The organism is Candidatus Binatus sp., from assembly GCF_036567905.1.
Classification (GTDB): Bacteria; Desulfobacterota; Binatia; order Binatales; family Binataceae; genus Binatus.
In genome coordinates, this window is sequence record NZ_DATCTO010000018.1 from 1 (window position 1) to 18,937 (window position 18,937).

Below are 18,937 nucleotides of genomic sequence, written 5' to 3' on the forward strand. Positions count from 1 at the left end.
CCAATGCCGTCACCGGATCGAGTTTCGCCGCGCGCCGCGCCGGCCATACGCTGAACAGAATGCCGGTCCCCAATGCCGTGAAACACGCCGCCAGCACAGCCCACCACGGCGGGCTGACCGGCAGGGTCGGATAGATCTTCCCGATGATGCTCGCGGCGGGGTTCATCCGCGCGGTCGAGGCCGCCCCCGGCGCGGATCGAACTGGGTTCGCGCGCAAGTACGTGGCTGCGGGCAAAGCGGTTTTTTCAGCCTCGTTTCGCAAGCCGCGCAATTCAACAAGTCCCTGAATCTGCTCGGTTATTGCCGCCATGCCCCGAATCGGGGGTCGGGCGCGGATTGCAATGCGGGACAGCGTTGTTTAACCTTTTTGCGTCTCTCTAAGATGAAACGATTGCTGTTGACATTGGTGGCTTTTGCGCTGCTGCCCGCGACCGCTTGCAGCCTGCGCCAGAAGCCCACCGGCGAGAATTACTACGCGCAAGGCCAGCTCGATTTCGCGACCAGGGAGTACAAGGCCGCCATCGAGAACTATCAGCAGTTGATCGATAAGTTCCCGTTCAGTCCGTACGCCGAGGATGCCGAGATGAAGATCGGCCTCGCCCATTACCAGCAACAGGATTACGCCGAAGCGATCGGCGCGCTCGACGATTTTCAGCGGATGCATCCGACCAGCAAAAACCTCGAGCTCGTCACCTACTACATCGGCCTGAGTTACTACGATCAGATTGGGCGCGAGGACCAGGATCAAGGCAAGACCATGGCGGCGCTCAAGCGCTTCCAGGAATTGGAACAGCGCTTTCCGGAAGGCGACTTCGCCGAACTGGCGCACGAGAAGGTCCTGGTATGCCGCGAGATGCTTGCGCGTAACGAGATGGTAGTCGGCAACTATTACTACAAGCGCGCGAACTTTCGCGCGGCGGAGTCGCGATTTGCCGAACTGATGCAGAAATATCCGGAGACTCCGGTCGCCCCGGACGCGCTGTTCGAGCTCGGAATTTCGCTGGAGAAGGAAGGTAAGCGATACTCTGCGGCGCAGGCTTTCGCCGCCGTCAAGAAGCATTTTCCCAACACCAACTACGCGAAAAAAGCCCAGTCCGAGCTGGCCAAGCTCCACCAACCAATCGATACCGAAGAAGATCCGCTTCCACTGGTGCTCGCCGAGACCGGCTACGGCGGAAATCCCGACGATGCGAACGCGGACAAAGTAGTCGTGCGCCAGCGCACCGATGTCGCGTCGGCCGCTGGCTCGTCGGCCTACGGATCCGACGGACTGCCAATCCTGCGCGCGCCATCGTCGCCGCCCGCCGCGGCAGCTCGAGCACCATCGCCGGATATGCCGGCCATGACGCATCCGCCCGATCCGTCGCAGCCCGATCTTCCCGACCGAAAGCCCGGCGGGCCGGACATGATGCGGGCGCCTGCCCCTACCCTGCCAGCGCCCACCGGCAGTATCGCCGGCGCCGCCAGCGCCCAGGCGCGCGCGATGACAGGCGCCGCCGGCTCGGCGCCGTTGTCGTTAAGCGAGCCGCCCACGGCCGGTCCCGCGACCCTCAAGACGATCAGGTTGTCATCGAACGATCCGCCGCTGTCGGTGATTCTCGAACTCAGCGGGCCCGTCAGCTTCGCCAAAAACCTCCGGAGCAGTTCCGGCGGTTCGACCGCCACGGTTGTGCTCAAGGACGTTACACCCGACTCGGCCCTGCAGACTCATCTCGTGTTCGACAAGTCGATTTTCAAGGATTGCAACGTCTCGAGCAGTTCGTCGGGAACGACCGTGACCTTGAACACGCAGCCGGTCGCGCATTTTGCGATCGTGCCGCTCGCGGGGCCGCCGCGCCTGCTGGTGACGTTTACGCCGCAGGCGGGAACCCTGAAGACCAGCGCCGCGAACTAACCCTGTGCGCGACTGGTTCCCCTTCCCGCCTGGGAAGGCGTTAGGTGAGTCTGGCCGCCGATCACGCGAAGACTTCGTCGAACCTGATGCCGAGGAATGTGAGCACCACTTCGGCGTAAACCTTCAGTCCCCAGTAAAAGCCCTCGATTGGCAATCGCTCGTCGTTGCCGTGATAGAGCGAGCCGAACGGGATGTGCGCATCGAGCTTGACCGGCGAGAATCCGTAACACGCGGCCCCGAGCATCGAATAGAACTTGTTGTCAGTCGCCCCGGGGATCATCCAGGCAATCGCGCGCGCGCCGGGGTCGGCCGCCTCGACCGTCTGCTTGATCAACTCAAACAGCGGAGTGTCAGGACTCGTCTCCGCCGGTGGCGCGGTCTTGAGCAACTCGAAAGTCGGCTCGGGACCGACTATCTGGCGCAGCTCGGCCATGAAGCTCTCGGGATCTTCGCCGGGCAGGGTGCGGCCGTCCAGCACGATCGTCGCCTCGCCGGGAATCACGTTGTCCTTGTAGCCGGCGCGCAGAATCGTCGGCGAGACCGTGTTGGCAAGCATCGGCGCAAACAGCGACCCCGCCGATTCGATCGGCACGCCCATTTCCTCGAGCGTGCGGCGCATCAGCGGCGAGACATTCTGGCGCATCGGCGTCTTCACGATCCTGGTGATCAACTCGGAAATTCGGGAGATCGCAGTGTCCGGGCGCGGTATCGATCCATGCCCCGGCATCGCGCTGACCTTCATCTTGATCGTGACGAAGCCCTTCTCTGCCACCTGGATCGGGTAGAAGCGGCGGTTGCCGAGATGAACGGTGAAACCGCCGACCTCGTTCAATACGTAACCCGCGCGGACCAGTTCGGGATACCGCTCGACCAGAAATTTCGCGCCAAAATCCGAGCCAGCCTCCTCGTCCGCGACCGCCGCCAGTATGACGTCGCGATTCGGCTTCACCCCCGCCCGCTTCATCGCGGTCATCATCACAAGGTCCATCGCGCATTTGGACTTCATGTCGATCGAGCCGCGCCCCCATACGCATCCTTGCGCGATTTCGCCGCTGAACGGCTCGCGCGTCCATCCCGATCGCTCGACGGGGACGACGTCGGTATGCGATGCGAGCAGCAGAGCGCCCGCGGAAGAGTCGCTACCCGGATGGCGCGCAACCAGATTAGCCCGGGTTGGTGCGCCTTCGCGGATCACGGAACTGATGCCATGAGCGCCCAGCGCGTCCGCCAGGTAATCGGCGGCGATTCGTTCGTTGCCCGGCGGATTGGTGGTGTCGAGCCTGACCAGCGCGCGCAGATAATCAAGCGCCTCCTGCTGGATCGCCTGCCAGGAGATTCTCATTGAGTCCCCCCTTCTCTTGAAGCCGAAAGTGTCATAGAAAGCTACAACTTGTTACTAGATAAGTTTAGACATCTGTGCGTCGATTATCGCGACCGGAACGACGCAAAGAAAGTACCTTGCAGATGCAGCCGCGGGTAATTCGTGCCCGGTGGCATCCGCGAATGAGTGACGATACCCTCGGACCAAGGTTACCGATCGTGGGCATCATTTGTGTCGAAAGAGTGATCGTTGCGGTGCGCGATTTGGCGGCGTCGCGCGAAAACTGGCGGCGGGCCGGGTTCGCCGTTGCCAACCACGAAAACGAATTCGACGGCGCCGGTATCCGTATCGCTCGGCTGGCCGCGGGTGCGGTGGAGATCGATCTCTGCGCGATGCGCTCCGCCGAATCTGAGTCGCCGCTGGCTGAACATTTGCGCGAAGCGACCCGCAATGACAATGGCGGCGGCATCGTCGGATGGGTCTGGGGGGTGAAGGGTGCGCCCGCCGCGGATGAGCGTGAGTCGGGGGCGGGCCGAGCTCGAGAGCCAATCCTGCTGCCCGGGCTATCGGAGCCTACCACCGAAGCCGCGATGCTTTCGTTCGGATTGCCGGGTGTCGTTACGGCTGCCGCTCCAACTGGTCTTGACCTCGAGTCGCGCCGTCAGTCGCTCAGCCGGCTTTGCGGGAGCAACGCAAACGGCGTCGACTATCTCGAGCATATCGTCGTGATGACTCCCGTGCTGGAGGACGCGATCGCTGCGCACGAGGCGATTGGCGTCCGATGCAAGCGAATCCGTGAAGTCGGCAATGGCGCCAGACAGGCGTTTTTCAAGCTCGAGCAGACCGTGCTCGAAATCGTGGGACCGGCGCGTGGACGTTCAGGATGCTGGGGGCTTGCGCTGATGTGCTCGGACATCGCGCGAGCAGTTGCGACGGCGCGTGCAGGCGGCTTGCAAGCGACGGAGCCCAAGCTCGCGATTCAGGGTGGACAGATCGCGCGAATCGTCGAGCCGCTCGATGGAGTGGCGCTTGCGTTCATGCAGTCCGGCCCCCGTCGCGACGACTGAGCGATCGCATTTAGCGCCAGGCTGCTGATGCGCTTTAGAACGGGCGGTGGCCGAAGAACACGGCATTGATATCGCGCTTGGACGCTGCGAGTGCGTCGCGCGATTTCGCCGCGATCGTGTTCGCCAGCTCCCGGGCGGCCGGCATCAGCGCATCAGGTTTCACGACCCGGTTGAGCGCGCCCATCGCGAGCAATTCCTCCGCCCGGTAATGGCGGCACATCAGGATCGCTTCCTTCGCCCGCCATGGCCCGAGCCTGGCGGCGAGTACGCTGGCGGGAGCGCCGCGATACGGTACCTCGAGATCCACCTCCGGCACCCAGAACTCCGCACCCTCGACTGCGATCGCAAAATCGAATGCGAGCGCAAATGACCATCCGCCGCCGACTGCGTAACCGTTGATCGCGCCAATGGTGATCTGATCCAGATGCGCCAGTACGTCGAATGCCCGGCCTATCAGCCGCGGCCATCGTTTGCCGAACTCGCCCATGCGGCGGCGGCGCTCGGCGGGATCGATGACGGCGCCGGCCGGGGCCTTGAACATCGCGTTGTCCGCGCCGGCGCAAAAGGCGGTTCCTTTGCCGGTCACGATCAGCACGCGGCAATCGCGATCGTCGCGGACGGCTTGCAGATGCCGCTCGAAGTCGAGGATGACTCCTTCATCGAGGCAATTGCGGCGCTCGGGGCGATTGAAGGTGATCGTCGTGATCGGGCCGTCTTTCTCGACGAGGAATTTCTCTATCATCTGGCTCGGCTCCATTCGTGTTGCTTTACTTCGGCGCAACGCTTCGGTGCAACTCTTTCACTGTTTCACTGGCTTGCGCGCCAGCGACCGATGTTGAACAATCGCTTTTTTCACTCTCGCGCGCGGAGAGGTGGCCGAGTGGTCGAAGGCACCAGATTGCTAAGGTGGTCGGGGGCCTCTGATGGCATCAGCTCGCATCGGATCGGATAGGAAGATGCGAGGGTTTCCCAAAACGGGGAGCCCTCGCATCGTATCGGATTTGCTCGCCTCCGACACAAAAAGACACATTTTTCGGACGACGGCCCGCGCCGCCTCCGCTCGGAGAAGAACTAAATCCAGAAAGAGGGCCACAAGCGCGAACCCGACCCCAGTCAATGACGGCCGGGCTACCCGAGACGCTTGCAGACTCTTCGCATCGGCAATCCTTCCATTCGATTCGATTAACGAGACCCGCGCGTGAAAATTTCCTCAGCCGAGGCCCGTCAAATCGGCTCATCGTGGATGCGTTCCGCAGTCGGCTCCTGATCGCGCAGGCATGTCGCAATTCGGCGTATTGAAGGTGTAAAGGTACATAGTCCCATTCGGGTTCTGGCAATCTGTATTCATCAGACATTCTGTGGCTAACAAGAGACCGCCAATCCGCTCTCGTGCGCTTGCTATGTGCGGAATACATGAGTCGGCACTCTTTCCAGACCTGGACGCGCTCGCACGAGAGCTGGCCGAACGAGTACTGCAAATAGGCGGAGGATGGGCTAAAGCGCAATCGCCATGCCTTGTGAGGCTGGACGCCCTGGAAACGCGACCGCCGCTGCGGCAGTCCGCGGCGCGGTCGCGAAGGTTTCAATGTAGGCGCTGCCCGCGCGGGCCAGTGCCCGCCGACACTCATTTCGTCGGCAAGCTCAAACACCGCTTCGCTTAATCGCGGCGTGGCGCGCGGTTCGCGCCACGCCGCATTTTACCATTACGGCCGCTCCGTCTCCGCTGGCGACTCTGAATGGCCGGCCAAAGTCACTGAGACGGTTTGCTTGCAAGTCTTTCCTCCGGAGCTGAACTTTCCAGTGATCGTCAATAGCGCTTGCACGGCAACGGAGCCCTTACCTTTAGGTTTAAAGGTAAGGTTATAGGCGCAGGAACCGCTGCCACTTAGTTTAGGACTCTTCGTGCAAGTGCCGGCCGTCTTCTTGCCTGTGTCGACTTTAAAGTCGTCCGCCTGTTTCGTTCCCCCCGCATTACTTTTGGCCACCGTCAACTTGAGCGTCTTGCCGAGGCCGTTGCTGACGGTAAGAGGTAAAGTAGTCGATTGTCGATCGACGACATCCCCGAACGCGAGGGTACCCGCGGGATTGGTGGTCAAGTATCCGTTCGGTGGGCACGTTCCAGCCGGGGTTGCCGTGGCGGTTGGCGTGGCCGTCGCGGTCGATGTGGGAGTGGGCGTCGCGGTTGCCGTAGCAGTGGCTGTCGCCGTCGCCGTAGCTGTCGCGGTCGCCGTTGCGGTCGCGGTTGCCGACGGTGTCGCGGTCGGGGTGCCGGCAGTCGCTGTTGCCGTCGGCGTTGCGGTGCCGGTCGATGTCGCCGTGGCTGTCGCGGTCGGCGTTGCGGTCGCGGTTGGCGACGGTGTCGCGGTCGGGCTCGGCGATCCACTCAACGCCCCGAAAGCAACCGTGAAATCGGCCGGGAAGGACGCGCACGAGAATCCGCCCGCATGGTCGTCGTACACCCAGGCGTACTGATTGGGACACGCGTTGGTGAAGGTTTCGTAGTAGGGAGTGGTCCCGCCCCCGGCAACGATTGCGGCCGCTTCCCATTCCGGGTTGAGTGGAGCCCCAACTCCGGTGAAAAGACTGTCAGTCGAATCGAACGGGCCCAGACCGACTATCGGGGGGCTGAACGAGGGAACGCATGCGACCCCAACCTCTCCACCCGTTGTAATGCTCGAAGAGACACAGGAATAGACGCCGGCGTTTGGATACCCCCCGCAATCCTTGTTCAGATCCGCCGTCGAGTAACAGTTGGTTTCACCATTTACATATCCGCTTGCACCTACGCAGATTCCCAGATTGGACGGGAACCCGGCGATTCCGCTAGCAGATCCCATCATGCAGGTCTCGTCCGGCAGGCAATCAAGGTTGCCCCAGCATGTGGGCGTGCCCTGGTTCGCCGAGAACATTGAGTCACCCGTATCGCTGGGGTTCGCCTTACCGCTTTTGTTGGTGGCTTCGTACATGTCGAAATAGGTCGCACCGTCGGGAGTCGGCAGGGGCGTCGCGGCGTTGGATGGAAAGGCCCCGGTAGGCAGGGGGCTGGGTATCTGCTCGCTGCAATGCAGGGCCGCGGGGCTGGAAGCGCTGCACTGATCGCCGGGATCGTTGCAGCCAATCACACAGGTGCTGCCGTTGACGCAAGCACCGCTCTGACAGAATGTGCCGGCACCGCACGGGATGGGTCCCGAGGGACCAGGCGACTCGGTAACCTGCAGGGCGGATGGACAACTGGTGTTCAGATCGCTGACGCATCCCGGAGGCTGACAGCTTCCGCCGGCCTGAACAGCGGGTGGAGTTACCACTACTGAGACGTTGTATCCCGACACATGGCTTACGTCATAATTGGGGGCGCCGGCCGCGTCGGTGATCTCGAATAGCGAGACCGGCGGGGCCGGACCGAATTGCGCGGTCAGGCTGTCCCACGCGCCCTCGCACTGGTACAGCCCGCTGCCGCAATCCCCCGTTTTGCAGACCCCGCCCGCAAAGCCGCAGAAGTTATTAGCGACGCAGACGGAACCCGAGAGACTAGTGCAATCTCCGTCTGTGCCGGGGCTTGGGCCGCAGTTAATTACGCATTTTCCACCATAACAGATATGAGGCGGATCGGTCGGATTTTGCAGAGTGCAATCGCTGGCCGAGGTGCAGCTTTTGTAATCCGGATCGTTGCCGAACATGCCGGAGAAGTTGCATTCGGTGCGAGGCCAAAATACTCCGGAGCTCCAGACCGTCGGCAGACAAAATATGGCCTGGCCGCCGGCCGGGATTTCCCAGTCGTTGGTGTCAGGCAGCACGATATTGGTCGGGCCTGTAACTTCCTCGCCCAACCAGATCGGAAATGAATTTTGGTTTTTGATTGTCACATTGGAGCCTGCGCACCCGGCCCAGGCGTTACTGCCTGCACAGACGCCGCTAACGACGACCGCCAGAATCGCAATCGTCGCGAGCACCCCGATGCTCGAAACCCTCGTCTTGACCGACATGATCATTCGCTCCCCCGGCCCTACTGGCCTACGCGATCTCTCTCGGCGCTGGCTTTTCTCCGCCGCGGTTTCCCCAACCATGATTTCTTCCACTGCCATGCGTGAATTCCTTCCCTCTCTGCCGGAAACTTTGTGCGGAATTAACTATCGGTGGTAGCCGGAATTCCCATTTTGAATCCTGGTTCCGACTAGCACCGGTACTAGGCGGTTTGCAAAGCGAAGCTCGAGCCCGGTTTTGAGTGCAAGGCGCTTCCCACGGGGCCGGGAGAGGCCGGTTTCGCGTCTCGTGGCCACGCAATGCGCGAAAATGCCATTTCCCCAACCGAATTCTCAGACACTTCTCCCTACCCCCTGATACCCTACGTCACGGCAATCGGCTCTGCCTTACACTCCACCTATCCCGCTGGCGACGGCAGCGTCGCGATCCTCCGCAGCATGCTTCCGAAGAGCCGCGCGTCAGCTGACTCTCCGCCAGCAGCAACCAGTAGTAGCGCGCGTGCTTGATCAAACGTCCGCCGGTTTTCACCAGGCGCTGCTGCAAGCTGGTCAGCGACCAGGTGGCGACCCGCGCCGGCAACACCAGCCGCCGCCACAAATTCCCGAGATTATAGGCGATCAGGCTCAGCCACAGCCGCACCTCGTTGGCGCGGAAGCGGTGGCAGGAAAGCCGCGTCATCGCGACCGCCTGCTTGCCTTCTTTGATCCACTGCTCAGCCGTGCCGCGCTTATTGTAGAACCGCACCACCGCGCGGTTGTCAGCCGCCAGGGTGATCGCGATGAAGCCGACGCGGGGGAACAACTCCCCAAAGTGGAACTCCACCTTCGCCACCACCCGCCGCGCCGTCTTCCAACTCACCGCCTGATAGAGAAAGCTCTTGTACCGGACCACCGGCTTATGGCTGGTGTGCCAACGCCCGGGCGTTAGTTCAGTCCCATTCATCCCATTCAATCGGTTGCGGTCCTTCTTGCTTGGGCAGCGAGTTCACGCCTCGAAGGGCAAAATGGAATCGTTCAAAAACGTAGCGTTTCCAAGACAGACGAACGTGGTCGGCTGATCGGATTCGCACCTTGACCTTTTTGCCTTTAGTGAACGCGAACGTGTACGTTTTGAAGAACATGAACCCTAAATTGTCAATTAGCTCGTGCCCTGCACGGAGTCGGTTCACCGCCGTGAATGTCGTGGGCGTACTTGGCGGCAGGTCCGCTGGGCGCTCTCATCGATTTTGAAATCGAGCCGGTAAGGCGCCAACTTGATACCGTCGATGGGCCGTTTTCCCTTCGGTCGGGGAAGTAATCCATGGAACCGCACGATGGGTTCAATCGAGGTGATTCCCGTGCCGAGGTTCTCCGCCTCAAACCTCAAACCGGGCGGTCTCTGCGAATAGAACTGTTCTTCCAGCAATCGCACCCTGACCCTAGCGCGGTTCCGATAAAGATTGGCGATGTATAAAAAAGCGGATGAAAATCCCGCCATCTGGCTCACCGCGCTTTCATCGATGCCCTGATCGGGAACCTCTTTTATCGACGGCCTCCTCTTGCGAGGGGAGGCAAAGCCGGGATGTTCGGCGGCGCAGAGCGAGGCGATTGCGCGCGGATGCCGGCAGATGATCCTGGACACTCACAGCTTCAGGCGCCGCGTTTTTTCGAGAGTCTCGGGTTTGAGATCATCGCCACCCACGGCGACTATCCGCGGGGGCATCAGAAGCACTACCTGAGAAAAGCTCTTTTGGAGGCTTAACCGCCTCGATTCAGCGAGGCCGGCGAGAGGAAATTCGCAGCCGGCGGCCAGCGACGCGATCGGCGCGGCATTTTTGTGCCGCCGCTGACATTCAATTGCCTCTGTCCGTACGCTTAGCTGGCCTGCAACAAGCCCATTCATTCACACCGCTCGGCATAAATCTTGAACTGCAAGGACAAGGCGCTGCTGCGCCAGTGAAGCGAGAAGGGGCAATCGCTGTTAACGTCTCTAATTCCGCACGGAGCATGGCCTGAGAATCGGAGAGGGTTGAAAATGAAAATTTTGTCGTCCGCGTTGGATGGGATTGCCGAACGGATCGGCATCTCGGGGCGTTCAATAGCTCTCGCGCTGGTTTGCGCGATTGCCGGGTTTGCGATGCTGGTAGCCACAGCCGTTCCGGTAATCTCGCAATCACTGGAAGCCCCGGCCCCGGCGGTTCCGGCAGCCGCGATTCCCAGCTCCGCGCCGCAAACGCTCGGAGCGCCGCCGTCCCCACTCTCGCTCGAGCCGAGCGAGGCGGCAATGCAGCCGTTAGCGATAGCTACGCCCGTGGTCCTCCCCGGTAGCTGGGCGCCGTTGGGTCCCGCTCCGATCCAAAATGGCCAGGACGAGAATGTCGTGCCGACCAACAACGTGGCCGGCGCGGTCGAAGCGGTGGCTGCCAAGCCCGGCGACGCGAACACCTTGTACGTCGGCGCTGTCAACGGCGGAATCTGGAAGACCACCAACGGCACCAATGCGAGCCCGACTTGGACACCGCTCACTGACACTCAAGCGTCACAGTCGATCGGCGCGCTCAAGTTCGATCCTACCGACCCTACTCACAACACGCTGGTCGCCGGCAACGGTAATTTCAGCGCCTTAAATAATATCGGAGGCGCCCGAGTGGGCCTGCTCCGCACCACCGACGGCGGCGCGAACTGGACTCCGATCAATGGCGGCGGCACGCTCACCGGACAGAATATCTCGGGGGTCGCGGCGCGCGGCTCGACCATCGTGACCGCCGCGAACACTGCAGATGCGAACTACTGTACGAACCTGGGTATCTTCCGCAGCATCAACAGCGGCGCGAGCTTCACCCAGATCTCGGGCGCCGCAGGCAGTGACCTGCCGGGCGGTCTGTCGCACGACCTCGCCGAGGATCCGAGCGATAATTCGATTCTTTACACCGATATGCTGTTCGCGGACCTATGTACGGGGGGCACGAACGGAATTTACAAATCGACCGACGGCGGAGCGACTTGGGCGATCGTCAGCAATTCCACCATGAACGCGCTCCTCACCGACAAGAATACGGTGAACGTCAAGATGGCGGTTGGGAACAGCAGCAACGTCTATGTGGCGATCGAAAACAGCGGCACTGACGCGGTCAGCGGCTTGCCCACCAACGGCGATCTGGCCGGGCTGTTCCGCTCGAGCGACGGTGGAACCACCTGGGCGCAGCTCGATTTGCCAACTACGGTGGACGGATGCGCCACCTTCGGGCTGAATCCGGGCGGCCAAGGTGGAATCCATCTCTCGATCGTCGCGGATCTCAGCAACGTGAACCTCGTCTATATCGGAGGTGACCGCCAGCCTCAGCAAAACGAAGGCTGCGGCGCCGAAACGTGGCCCAACTCGCTGGGCGCGAACAGCTTCAGCGGCAGATCGTTTCGCGTCGATGCGTCCCAAGCGACCGGCCACCAGGTGGCCAACCTCACCAATATGACGGTCGCCGCCTTCCCCGGCGGCGGCACCGCCAGCAACAGCTCGCCGCACGCCGACTCGCGCCAGATGGTGTTCGATGCCAATGGCAATATTCTGCAGGTCGGCGACGGCGGCATCTATCGGCGCACCAGTCCGCGCGACGCCACCGGCGATTGGTTCGCGAACGACGGCAATCTGCAGGTAACCGAGCTTCACGGCCTCGCCTACGACCGCAACTCGAAGGTGCTGTTCGGCGCCGCGCAGGATACCGGTACACCGGCGGAGCTAACGCAGGGTGGGCTCCCATGGACCGACTTGTTACAAGGCGACGGCGACGATGCGGCGGTGGATTTCACCTCGATGGTTGGGAAATCCATCCGGTACCTCGCCTACTACGACCTAGGAGGCTTCACTGCTGAGGTATTCGACGCCTCGAACACTCTTGTGTCGCAAACGCTCCCCGCGCTGACCGTGAATGGAGGAGGCGCCCCGCTGGTGGCGCAATTTGCTCTCCCGTACAAAGTCAACGCGATCAGCCCGACCCGGCTTCTGTTCGGCGCGGGCAACGCGCTTTACGAATCGACCGACGGCGGCAACACCATCACCGAGCTGTCTCCGGCGATCGTCGTGAACGACGGATTCGGCCATGCCGCGATGGTGTACGGCGGCCATTCCGGAACCGACGATGCGGACCTGATTTACGCCGGGAAGAAGGCCCAGATATTCATCCGGACCGTAGCCCCCCCCACCGCATTGACGCAGCTCAGTGCTTACCCCGGAACCTTGAACGTCAATGGGATCGCGGTTGACCCCACCGATTTCACCGACGTAATCGCGGTCGATCAGAGCCATGTGTTCCGCAGCATCAACAGCGGCGCGAGCTGGACGGACATCACCGGGAACCTCGCCACCTTCGGCGTGACGCCGTTCGATTCGGTCGAGTTTCTGAGTAACGGTAGTTCGAGCGCGATCCTGGTCGGGACCTATAAGGGCGTGTTCAAGGCCCAGGTGAGCAGCCCAGACAGTTGGTCGCAGCTTGGAACCGGATTTCCCGATGTCTTCACCTATCGGCTCATCTTCGATTCGGTTGACAACGTGCTGGTAGCGGGGACGCTCGGACGCGGCGCGTGGAAGTTCATGCCCGCCGCGACGGCCACGGCGACGGCTACCGCAATGGCAACATCGGCGGCGACTGCCACCTCGACGTCTACTCCCACTTCAACGCCCACTCCGACAGTGACGCCGACCGCGACGGCCACCGCCGTCCCGGCCGCACTCAAGTTCGCGCCCAAAACCGTCGGCTTCCCGGCGACCATCGTGCTGGGCTCCAACGGTGCGACCAGCAGTCCCAAGAATCTCGCGCTTAGCAACCTCAAGAACAAGAAGCAGGATGCACCGATCACGATCAGCTCGATCAAGGCGAGCACGGGCGAGTTCTCCGCTTCGCAGAACTGCGTGGGCCAGCTCGCCGCAGGCGCCGAGTGCAAAGTCGCGATCACCTTCACCCCCGCCGACGCCGGCCTCCGCCCCGCGACGCTCATCATCGCCAGCAACGCGAGCAACCCCTCGCTCTCGGTGGATCTCAAGGGCATCGGCGAGCTGGGTAAGATTGTGATCAAGCCCAAGGAGCTCAACTTCGGCAAGATCGCGACGGGCGTGTCCAGTCCGACCAAGAGCTTCAACCTCGTCAACCGCAACCCGGTTCCGATGTCGATCAGCGGGATCAGTTCGACCGACCCGGAGTTCGCGCCCTCAACCGCATGCGTAGGCACGCTCGCGGCGGGCGGAAGTTGCACGGTGTCGGTTATTTTCACGCCCTCGGCGTCCGGCCGGAAGAGCGCGACGATCTCGATTAGCGATGACGCGGCGAAGAGCCCGCAAACGGTTCATGTGGTGGGCATCGGCAAGTAACTCGCCGAACACTCGTCAAGGGTGATGAGACCGCGGATATTTCTGATCCTCACATTGTGGCTGCTTGCGGCACGCTCGGCTTGCGCCCGCGCCGAGGTGACGCGGACCGGCGGACAGGCCGATTTCGGTATCTATGGACAGATGGTCGGGGCGTGGGGAAATCCGCCCTCAAGTCCGGCGCACTATCAATGCATCAAGGTGCTGGACGCACTTGAACGCAATACCATCGCGCTTGGCGCCTGCTCGGGAACCTTTGCCAAGTTCCGGGTTCCGCTCGCTCCAGGGTCACTATGTAGTCGAATACGGCGGCCATTGGGAGTCCACCGGAGGAAAAGTCCGATTCGTCCCCGATCGTCACCACATCACGGTGTCCGCACGGCGATGGCTCAACCTCTCTCCGGCCGCGCCGCCAAACCCGGCGCCATAAGCCTCCGGCTCGTTGACGATTCAGGACAACGCGAGCAATCATCCGCAGGAAATCTTCCTCGAGGGAATCGGGAAATAGGATGGCGCGGCCACTTCGTACTCTCTAAACCTTAACCCGCTTGCGCACGCGTGCGGATGCCGCGGGCCGGTGGTCACGCCGGTTTGCGTTAACTCGGGCCGGGCGGCTAGGATTCCGCGCAATCACCGTGTCACGTCAGTCCTCATGCTCCGCACGAAGCCGTACGGGCGTAGCCAGAGTAGGTCTCTGCGGTCTGGCTATCACGCTATCAATTGTGGTGGGTGCCGTAGCGGTAAAGGCTGAGGTTCGCCTGAAGGGTGCCGCGCCGGCAGCGTCTTATGCTCTGGTCCCCGGAGTGATCGTCGATCCGGTGCGCGGCCGCGCCTACCTGATGAACCCGCGGCACGGAATCGACGCAATCGAGATCTCATCCGGCAAGAAAATTTGGAGCACCGCCGCCGCATCGAAGCCGCTCGCGGTCTTTAACGATCAGATCGTCGCTCAGATGGAGGGCGGCGCGCCGCGCTCGATGGCGATTGCGCTTCTCGACGTCAATTCGCCAGCGAAGCCAATCCTCACCGCGCAGGTTCCGCTCCCCACCGGGGTTACCGCGCTGATCGACGAGGCGATCGGACTTCGGTTTTCCGCAACCGCACGAGTAACGCAGGACGGGATTCTGGTCACGTGGCAGTCGAATCGGCAAACTGTGAGCGGAATTGCGCGCCCGGGTCCCCCGGAGGTAAGCCGCAATAGCGGCGCGGCGCTTATCGATCCGCAGACCGGCGCGGTCCGGACGCTCGCCGAAATTCCACACGATGAATCCGGGACGGTCGCCAAGACGATCCAACGACTGGCCGCCGCCGGAGTTGAGCGTCCATGGCGGGTCGGCGACTTCATCCTTGCCGTGGCCGTCCGCAAGGACCGGACGATAATCCGGCGATGGGACGCAGCGAACGGCAAGCCGATCGCGGAAATTGAGCTCGAACCCGGTTTCGGGCTAGGCGTCAACTCCGCCGATGGCCGCCAGATCGCCGCGAACAAGCCAGACGGCGCCGACGCGCACGGCGTGCGCCGCTACGACTGGGAGATTTACTCGCTCAAGGCCGGGACGCGCGCGGCCAGCGTCATGATCCCCACTTCGGCGGCGCCGTTCTTCACCTGGCATACGCTGCTGGTCTATGTTTCCCAGCCTTTGGGATACCGCACTAACGGCGGATGGGTCCAGGCGCCGCTCGCAATCCGTGCGGTCGAGATCAAAACCGGAGCGGAGGTTTGGAAGCGGCCGCTGCGCGATACACGCTATCGCGGCCCGTTCGTGCCCGCGCACCCGCCGCAGGCGCCGACACGGATACCCTGACGGGACGGCTCTCGGCTTAGCACAGCCTGTATTGCCGAGATGAGGAGTTCCATAGTCCACCTCTGTGTCGCCATTGCAGCCGCAGTATAGACCGCGCAAGAGCTGGTGCGTTAAAGCGCAGGGGTCCAGTCCTCTCCGACCGCGCCCCGCCCGCGTCTATGGGCGCGCTACCTAAAGCCGCCGCGAACTCCCGTGGTGAGTCGGTGAGTCAGGGTGACTCGGTTTACCTCGTGGACCGATTCATTTTCCCGCAGCATCTGCCGACCTGTACAAAACTTGTGCAATCGGCCCGTTTTCGCGGTGCCGAGTTGTCACGTCCTGCGCCTCTTAATTCCAATAAACACCCGTTTTCATTATGGATTTGAAGTGGTGCCGAGGGCGGGACTTGAACCCGCACGTGGTTGCCCACGGAGGATTTTGAGTCCTGCTCCCGGCGAACACCATCGGTAACTATGGGTCACATCCCGCGCGAATGCGAGAGATTGTTGGGCGATCTCCCGGGCATAGTTACCCATGAAAACCGATGCGCGCCGATAGAACAGGCCAAGTGCAGGCCAAGTTATTCTGCCCTTTTGCCGGGCGCGAGGAGAATCCAGCCCTCCCGGTGGCGCTGGTAATACCGTGGACGAAAATCAGCTAAAATCTTGAGGAGGAAGGCCGCTCGGTCTAGAAGGGAGTTGGGAATCGGAGGGTAAAACGGAAATCTCCGCTAAACCCGGGGGGAAAGCCATTGCTTTCATTGGCCTCGGCCGGATGGGCGAAGCGATGGCGACCAATATCCAACGGGCCGGATATCCGCTCGTGGTCTGGAACAGGACGCCGGCCAAAGCCGAGTCGCTTCTCGCCGCCGACGCGGCAATCGCCGACACTCCAGCCGGCGCCGCCGCCAGGGCCGACATCATCATTTCGAGCTTGGCCGACGACGCCTCCTTGACCTCGGTAGTCTCCGGACCGAACGGCATCCTTAAAGGCCTTCGTCCAGGCGGCGTTCACATCAGCACAAGCACGGTTTCGCCCGGGCTCTCCAATGAACTCGATCTGACACACACCGCAGCGAACGCGCATTACCTCGCCAGTCCAGTGCTCGGCCGCCCGTCGGCGGCTCAGGCTGCGGAGCTCCTGACTTTTGTGGGCGGAGATCCCGAGCGGATCGAGGAAGTGCGCCCGGTGATCACCACCTATGCGCCTGTGATAATTTTCGCCGGCAAACGTCCGGGCCTTGCCAATACCGCAAAACTGATCGCCAATTTTCTCGGGGCGTCAGCGATCGACCTGATCGGTCAATCCCTCGCGCTTGCTGAAAAATCCGGCCTCAGCCAAGACCTCGTCCTGCAGATGCTGTCTGGCTTCTTCGCATTTCCCGCCATCAAGGAATATGTGACCAGGATCGCGAGCCGAGACTTCGACTCAGTTGGATTCACGGTGTCCGGCGGGCTGAAAGACATCGATCTGATGATTGGCGCGGCTCATGCAGTCAACTTTGAGCTGTCAAGCGCTTTGGCCATGCAGACCAAGCTTCGCGCGGCGATCGAACGCGGCTGGAAAGACAAGGATTGGAGCTGTTTCACCGACCTGGATCGGCAATAGCCAGGGCCAGGTCATCGGTCCTTGAACTTATCTCTCCTTCTGCAATTCCAGGAGCCGCGCGCACAAGAACGCAACGGAAATAACCGCACCTCAAAAGGAGAAAATACAATGTCCCTGACCCAATTTGTCCCGACACCGAAGTTCGAGGACTACAAGGAACGGTTCAAGGAACATTTCAAGCTGGAGCGTCGTGCTGATGGTGTTATTCTGGCCCAAGCCCATACAATCGGCGGCTCAATTCAATTGAGCGTAGAAAATCATCGTGCTCTAGGCCAGCTATTCAAGACCATTGGTGCTGATCCTGAAAACGAACTGCTGATTCTGACAGGCTCGGGTAAGGACTTCATGATGTCAATTGATCCGGAAGGCTTCGCCCTTGAGAAGGAGAACCTACAGCATTGGGCTTACGAGTACGCCTATAAGGATGGACGGACCAATGTTAGCTCGCTGATCAATGACCTCGAAATCCCGACCATCGGCGTTCTCAATGGCTCAGGAGGCCGCGCCGAGATTTGTCTGATGTGCGACATCACAATATGCGCTGAAGACGCCATTATTTTCGATCCTCACTTCAATATGGGATCAGTTCCCGGAGATGGGATCCACAGTTGTTTTCAAGAACTGCTGGGCGTCAAGCGGGCCGCATATGTTTTGCTCACCGGGCAACCCATCGACGCCAAACAGGCTCTCGAATATGGAATGGTAAACGAGGTTCTGCCCAGAGGTCAGCTTCTCACCAGAGCATGGAAGCTTGCCGACCACATCATGAGCCAACCGCGGGTGACGCGACGTCTGACGACGCAGATCATCCGACGTCCTTGGAAGCGGCGCATTACCGACGATCTGGATAGCGGCTTCGGCATTCAGATGTTTTGTCATCTGGCCAAGAATGAGGCCATTCACGACAATGCTCGGGCCGCATCAGCCGCCGCCTCCGCCAAGAAGGTCTTCGACTGAGTCATAGAGGTCGAAGGCCGTGAATGTCACATGTCTTTGAATCGAGCAATGGTAAATCGGAAGTCTGGGATCGAAGGCCTGACGCACCGGCGGGGCGAAATGCCTGCCGTGGAAATAGGCTTCGCTCGTGGCCCTCAGGCAAAAGCTGCATGGCATCGCGCTATAGCGGCATGGGTATGTCGAATTGTTCCGTGAGCTGCAATCAGGCAATTTTTCTTCCACGTCGCGGAGCAGTAGTTTCATCGCCTTATCAGAGGATGTCGATCCACCATGACTGACAGCGGCACGGTGACTTTGCTCTTCACCGATCTGGTCAATTCGACTGAGCTCGTGTCGCGCACCGGTGGCGAGAGCGCTCAACGCATCTTCGACGCCCATCACAAACTGCTCTCCGATGCGGTCAGCGCCAGCGGCGGGGAGGAAGTGAAGTGGCTTGGCGACGGAGTGATGGTCGCCTTCCTCTCGGCCGCCGCCGCCTGCTCGCGCGCCATCGTTGCCGAATCGCGCCGCTTTCCCACTACGCAGAGGATTCCAAATCCCCTGATGCCATTTATCCCGCGACCACGCGGCTAATCTTGGCCTGACTTGGCCTGAAACGAGCGCCAAAACCGCCCACTTCAGCCGCCACCATCCGCTACCCGATGTGCGCGTAATTTTCGGGCCGATTTCCGCCCGGGAGCCGAGGCGTGTCGCCTCGACGCTGGGCCATACGGCCATTCAGCGCGCTCCGGGATTCTTGGTGGGCCGTTTGAGACTCGAACTCCAGACCTGCTGATTACGAATGAGTCCCGGGGCGATCACCATCGATCACGACGCAACAAAACCCGCGAGAAATGGGGACTTTGTTGGAATCGAAGTCGATGGTGATCGGTCCTGTTCGGTCGTGATCGGCAGTCGTTTGGCAGCGATCTGAACGGTGCTCGAACCGATCAGCCCGACGTCAGAATCGGGGCAGCCTTGAACCGGCACGTGGTTGCCCACGGAGGATTTT

At 61.3% G+C, this 18,937-nt stretch carries 13 protein-coding genes and 3 pseudogenes; 9 read left to right on the top strand and 7 right to left on the bottom strand.

Features of this window, described 5'->3' with window-relative positions:
* Positions 1–310 (bottom strand): annotated as a pseudogene (locus VIO10_RS16270) (ABC transporter permease); the annotation flags it as partial.
* Between the two features lie 72 nt (positions 311–382).
* Here VIO10_RS16270 and VIO10_RS02860 point away from each other — a divergent pair.
* Complete coding sequence (locus tag VIO10_RS02860) at positions 383–1,894, top strand: outer membrane protein assembly factor BamD (protein ID WP_331959037.1); 1,512 nt, start codon at positions 383–385, stop codon at positions 1,892–1,894.
* 61 nt (positions 1,895–1,955) lie between these two features.
* Here the strand turns inward: VIO10_RS02860 and VIO10_RS02865 are convergent, their stop codons facing one another.
* The gene (locus tag VIO10_RS02865; RefSeq protein ID WP_331959040.1) at positions 1,956–3,236 is read right to left on the bottom strand and encodes a M20/M25/M40 family metallo-hydrolase; all 1,281 of its coding nucleotides are present in this window, start codon (positions 3,234–3,236) and stop codon (positions 1,956–1,958) included.
* A 161-nt stretch (positions 3,237–3,397) separates the two neighbouring features.
* On the opposite strand from VIO10_RS02865, the gene VIO10_RS02870 reads away from it, so the two are divergent.
* Positions 3,398–4,282, top strand: a complete 885-nt coding sequence (locus tag VIO10_RS02870) for a hypothetical protein (protein WP_331959043.1) — start codon at positions 3,398–3,400, stop codon at positions 4,280–4,282.
* Positions 4,283–4,316: 34 nt separating this feature from the next.
* On the opposite strand, the gene VIO10_RS02875 is transcribed toward VIO10_RS02870, so the two are convergent.
* Complete coding sequence (locus tag VIO10_RS02875) at positions 4,317–5,024, bottom strand: enoyl-CoA hydratase/isomerase family protein (RefSeq protein WP_331959045.1); 708 nt, start codon at positions 5,022–5,024, stop codon at positions 4,317–4,319.
* A gap of 1,346 nt (positions 5,025–6,370) precedes the next feature.
* Here VIO10_RS02875 and VIO10_RS02880 point away from each other — a divergent pair.
* A complete protein-coding gene (locus VIO10_RS02880) occupies positions 6,371–6,754 on the top strand; it encodes a hypothetical protein (protein ID WP_331959048.1) in 384 nt (127 codons plus the stop codon).
* 647 nt (positions 6,755–7,401) lie between these two features.
* On the opposite strand, the pseudogene VIO10_RS16275 reads toward VIO10_RS02880, so the two are convergent.
* Positions 7,402–7,959: pseudogene (locus VIO10_RS16275) on the bottom strand (thaumatin family protein); the annotation flags it as partial.
* Here VIO10_RS16275 and VIO10_RS02885 point away from each other — a divergent pair.
* Positions 7,958–8,422 carry a hypothetical protein gene (locus VIO10_RS02885; RefSeq protein WP_331959051.1) on the top strand — a complete coding sequence of 155 codons (465 nt, stop codon included), beginning with the start codon at positions 7,958–7,960 and terminating at the stop codon, positions 8,420–8,422. The pseudogene VIO10_RS16275 and the gene VIO10_RS02885 sit on opposite strands and share 2 nt — an antisense overlap.
* A 207-nt stretch (positions 8,423–8,629) precedes the next feature.
* Here the strand turns inward: VIO10_RS02885 and VIO10_RS02890 are convergent, their stop codons facing one another.
* Both VIO10_RS02890 and VIO10_RS02895 read right to left on the bottom strand, forming a co-directional pair.
* Positions 8,630–9,205 carry a transposase gene (locus tag VIO10_RS02890; protein ID WP_414645309.1) on the bottom strand — a complete coding sequence of 192 codons (576 nt, stop codon included), beginning with the start codon at positions 9,203–9,205 and terminating at the stop codon, positions 8,630–8,632.
* 222 nt (positions 9,206–9,427) lie between these two features.
* Complete coding sequence (locus VIO10_RS02895) at positions 9,428–9,883, bottom strand: hypothetical protein (protein WP_331959054.1); 456 nt, start codon at positions 9,881–9,883, stop codon at positions 9,428–9,430.
* Positions 9,884–10,276: 393 nt separating this feature from the next.
* Here VIO10_RS02895 and VIO10_RS02900 point away from each other — a divergent pair, with 393 nt between their 5' ends.
* The 5 genes and pseudogenes from VIO10_RS02900 to VIO10_RS02925 all read left to right on the top strand — a co-directional run bounded on the left by VIO10_RS02900 (position 10,277) and on the right by VIO10_RS02925 (position 18,519).
* On the top strand, positions 10,277–13,600 hold the full coding sequence (locus VIO10_RS02900) for a choice-of-anchor D domain-containing protein (protein WP_331959057.1): 3,324 nt from the start codon (positions 10,277–10,279) through the stop codon (positions 13,598–13,600).
* 722 nt (positions 13,601–14,322) lie between these two features.
* The gene (locus VIO10_RS02905; protein WP_331959060.1) at positions 14,323–15,402 is read left to right on the top strand and encodes a hypothetical protein; all 1,080 of its coding nucleotides are present in this window, start codon (positions 14,323–14,325) and stop codon (positions 15,400–15,402) included.
* Between the two features lie 681 nt (positions 15,403–16,083).
* Positions 16,084–16,989 (top strand): annotated as a pseudogene (locus VIO10_RS16170) (NAD(P)-dependent oxidoreductase); the annotation flags it as partial.
* Positions 16,990–17,097: 108 nt separating this feature from the next.
* Complete coding sequence (locus VIO10_RS02920) at positions 17,098–17,946, top strand: enoyl-CoA hydratase/isomerase family protein (RefSeq protein WP_331959064.1); 849 nt, start codon at positions 17,098–17,100, stop codon at positions 17,944–17,946.
* Positions 17,947–18,216: 270 nt separating this feature from the next.
* On the top strand, positions 18,217–18,519 hold the full coding sequence (locus VIO10_RS02925) for an adenylate/guanylate cyclase domain-containing protein (protein ID WP_331959067.1): 303 nt from the start codon (positions 18,217–18,219) through the stop codon (positions 18,517–18,519).
* Positions 18,520–18,753: 234 nt separating this feature from the next.
* Here VIO10_RS02925 and VIO10_RS02930 read toward each other — a convergent pair.
* Positions 18,754–18,937: hypothetical protein (locus tag VIO10_RS02930; RefSeq protein ID WP_331959070.1), on the bottom strand; the 184-nt coding region annotated here is incomplete at its 5' end.

Bases quoted from the DNA above. Each gene is read 5' to 3' on its own strand.
- VIO10_RS02860 (WP_331959037.1), top strand. From the start codon at position 383: ATGAAACGATTGCTGTTGACATTGGTGGCTTTTGCGCTGCTGCCCGCG.
- VIO10_RS02865 (WP_331959040.1), bottom strand. From the start codon at position 3,236: ATGAGAATCTCCTGGCAGGCGATCCAGCAGGAGGCGCTTGATTATCTG.
- VIO10_RS02870 (WP_331959043.1), top strand. From the start codon at position 3,398: ATGAGTGACGATACCCTCGGACCAAGGTTACCGATCGTGGGCATCATT.
- VIO10_RS02875 (WP_331959045.1), bottom strand. From the start codon at position 5,024: ATGATAGAGAAATTCCTCGTCGAGAAAGACGGCCCGATCACGACGATC.
- VIO10_RS02885 (WP_331959051.1), top strand. From the start codon at position 7,958: ATGCCGGAGAAGTTGCATTCGGTGCGAGGCCAAAATACTCCGGAGCTC.
- VIO10_RS02890 (WP_414645309.1), bottom strand. From the start codon at position 9,205: ATGAATGGGACTGAACTAACGCCCGGGCGTTGGCACACCAGCCATAAG.
- VIO10_RS02900 (WP_331959057.1), top strand. From the start codon at position 10,277: ATGAAAATTTTGTCGTCCGCGTTGGATGGGATTGCCGAACGGATCGGC.
- VIO10_RS02920 (WP_331959064.1), top strand. From the start codon at position 17,098: ATGTCCCTGACCCAATTTGTCCCGACACCGAAGTTCGAGGACTACAAG.
- VIO10_RS02925 (WP_331959067.1), top strand. From the start codon at position 18,217: ATGACTGACAGCGGCACGGTGACTTTGCTCTTCACCGATCTGGTCAAT.